This window comes from Flavobacterium sp. CG_9.1 (genome assembly GCF_015751645.1).
GTDB classification, from domain to species: domain Bacteria; phylum Bacteroidota; class Bacteroidia; order Flavobacteriales; family Flavobacteriaceae; genus Flavobacterium; species Flavobacterium xanthum.
On record NZ_JADOVC010000061.1, the window covers coordinates 1 to 3848 of the forward strand.

1 protein-coding gene is annotated in these 3848 nt (G+C 41.0%); it reads left to right on the forward strand.

Features of this window, described 5'->3' with window-relative positions:
* On the forward strand, positions 1 to 3848 hold a 3848-nt coding region (locus tag IWX83_RS16875), incomplete at both ends, for an HYR domain-containing protein (protein ID WP_196831328.1).

Below are 3848 nucleotides of genomic sequence, written 5' to 3' on the forward strand. Positions count from 1 at the left end.
GCAGATGTAACCGGAGAATGTGCTGCGACTGTTACTGTTCCAACAACTACGGATGTTTGTAGTGGAAATGCAATTGTTGGAACTACTTCTGATCCTTTATCTTATACCACTCAAGGAACCTACACCATCACTTGGACTTTTAATGATGGAAATGGAAATACAACCACTGCTACGCAAAAAGTAATTGTAAAAGATACTGTTGCGCCTGTTAAACCTGTATTGGCAGATGTAACTGGTGAATGTGCTGCGACTGTTACTGTTCCAACAACTACGGATGTTTGTAGTGGAAATGCAATTGTTGGAACTACTTCTGATCCTTTAACTTATACCACTCAAGGAACCTACACCATCACTTGGACTTTTAATGATGGAAATGGAAATACAACGACTGCTACTCAAAAAGTAATTGTAAAAGATACTACTAAACCAATAAAACCAATTCTTGCTGATGTATCTGGACAATGTTCAGCAACTGCAATTCCACCAAAAGCTATAGATGAATGTGCTGGTAACGTAACAGGTACTACATCTACAGTGTTCCCAATTACAACTCAAGGAACTACTGTAGTGGTTTGGACCTTTGATGATGGCAATGGTAATATTATAACATCAAATCAAAATGTAATCATTGATAATACAAAACCAATAAAACCAATTCTTGCTGATGTAATTGGTCAATGTTCTGCTACTGTAACACCACCTACTACTACAGATGCATGTGCAGGTACAATTGTAGGTACAACGACAGACCCATTATTATATACAACTCAAGGAGTTTACGTTATTAATTGGACTTTCAATGACGAAAAAGGAAATAATGTCACAGCTACTCAAAATGTTATTGTAAAAGACAATATCAATCCAACAATTACTTGTGCAGCTCCGGTAACTGTGAATGTGGATGCCGCTTCTTGTACAACGGATAAAGCTAATGTTACTCTTGGATTACCTACAACTGCTGACAACTGTGGTGTGAAATCGGTAACTAACGATGCCCCTAGTGTTTTCCCTATCGGAAATACAACCGTAACTTGGACCGTAACTGACAATGCTGGAAATACGGCTACTTGTACACAAATCGTAACTGTAGTTGATAATATCAATCCAACCATTACTTGTGCTGCTCCTATAACAGTGAATGTAGATGCCGCTTCTTGTACAACGGATAAAACTAATGTAACTCTGGGTCTGCCAACTACGGCTGATAATTGTGGTGTGAAATCCGTAACTAATGATGCCCCTAGTGTATTCCCTATCGGAAACACAACGGTAACTTGGACCGTAACGGACAATGCTGGAAATACGGCTACTTGTACACAAATCGTAACTGTAGTTGATAATATCAATCCAACCATTACTTGTGCAGCTCCGGTAACCGTAAATGTGGATGCCGCTTCTTGTACAACGGATAAAGCTAATGTTACTCTTGGATTACCTACAACTGCTGATAACTGTAACGTGAAATCGGTAACTAACGATGCGCCTAGTGTTTTCCCTATCGGAAATACAACCGTAACTTGGACCGTAACGGACAATGCTGGAAATACGGCTATTTGTACACAAATCGTAACTGTAGTTGACAATATCAATCCAACCATTACTTGTGCAGCTCCAGTAATTGTGAATGTAGATGCCGCTTCCTGTACAACGGATAAAGCTAATGTAACTCTTGGATTACCTACAACTGCTGACAACTGTGGTGTGAAATCCGTAACTAACGATGCCCCTAGTATTTTCCCTATCGGAAACACAACGGTAACTTGGACTGTAACGGACAATGCTGGAAATATTGCTACTTGTACTCAAATTGTAACTGTAGTTGACAATATCAATCCAACCATTACTTGTGCTGCTCCGGTAACAGTGAATGTAGATGCCGCTTCTTGTACAACGGATAAAGCTAATGTTACTCTTGGATTACCTACAACTGCTGACAACTGTGGCGTGAAATCGGTAACTAATGATGCCCCTAGTGTTTTCCCTATCGGAAACACAACGGTAACTTGGACCGTAACGGACAATGCTGGAAATACGGCTACTTGTACACAAATCGTAACTGTAGTTGATAATATCAATCCAACCATTACTTGTGCAGCTCCGGTAACCGTAAATGTGGATGCCGCTTCTTGTACAACGGATAAAGCTAATGTTACTCTTGGATTACCTACAACTGCTGATAACTGTAACGTGAAATCGGTAACTAACGATGCGCCTAGTGTTTTCCCTATCGGAAATACAACCGTAACTTGGACTGTAACTGACAATGCTGGAAATACGGCTACTTGTACACAAATCGTAACTGTAGTTGATAATATCAATCCAACCATTACTTGTGCTGCTCCGGTAACTGTGAATGTGGATGCCGCTTCTTGTACAACGGATAAAACTAATGTAACTCTGGGTCTGCCAACTACGGCTGATAATTGTGGTGTGAAATCCGTAACTAATGATGCCCCTAGTGTATTCCCTATCGGAAACACAACGATAACTTGGACCGTAACTGACAATGCTGGAAATATTGCTACTTGTACTCAAATCGTAACGGTGGTCGATTCTATTCTACCAACCATTACTTGTGCAGCTCCGGTAACCGTAAATGTAGATGCCGCATCTTGTACAACGGATAAAACTAATGTTACTCTTGGATTACCTACAACTGCTGACAACTGTGGTGTAAAATCGGTAACCAATGATGCCCCTAGCGTTTTCCCTATCGGAAATACAACCGTAACTTGGACTGTAACGGACAATGCTGGAAATATTGCTACTTGTACTCAAATCGTAACGGTGGTCGATTCTATTCTGCCAACTATTACTTGTGCAGCTTCGATAACCGTGAATGTAGATGCCGCTTCTTGTACAACGGATAAAGCTAATGTAACTCTTGGATTACCTACAACTGCTGATAATTGTGGCGTGAAATCGGTAACTAATGATGCGCCTAGTGTATTCCCTATCGGAAACACAACGGTAACTTGGACCGTAACGGACAAGGCTGGAAATATTGCTACTTGTACTCAAATCGTAACGGTGGTCGATTCTATTCTACCAACCATTACTTGTGCAGCTCCGGTAACCGTAAATGTAGATGCCGCATCTTGTACAACGGATAAAACTAATGTTACTCTTGGATTACCTACAACTGCTGACAACTGTGGCGTGAAATCGGTAACCAATGATGCCCCTAGCGTTTTCCCTATCGGAAATACAACGGTTACTTGGACTGTAACGGACAATGCTGGAAATATTGCTACTTGTACTCAAATCGTAACGGTGGTCGATTCTATTCTGCCAACTATTACTTGTGCAGCTTCGATAACCGTGAATGTAGATGCCGCTTCTTGTACAACGGATAAAGCTAATGTAACTCTTGGATTACCTACAACTGCTGATAATTGTGGCGTGAAATCGGTAACTAATGATGCGCCTAGTGTATTCCCTATCGGAAACACAACGGTAACTTGGACCGTAACGGACAAGGCTGGAAATATTGCTACTTGTACTCAAATCGTAACGGTGGTCGACAATATCAATCCAACCATTACTTGTGCAGCTCCGGTAACCGTAAATGTAGATGCTGCTTCTTGTACAACGGATAAAGCTAATATTACTCTTGGATTACCAACAACGGCTGATAACTGTGGTGTGAAATCCGTAACTAACGATGCCCCTAGCGTTTTCCCTATCGGAAACACAACGGTAACTTGGACTGTAACTGACAATGCTGGAAATACGGCTACTTGTACTCAAATCGTAACTGTAGTTGACAATATCAATCCAACCATTACTTGTGCTGCTCCGGTAACAGTGAATGTGGATGCCGCTTCTTGTACAACGGATAAAACTAA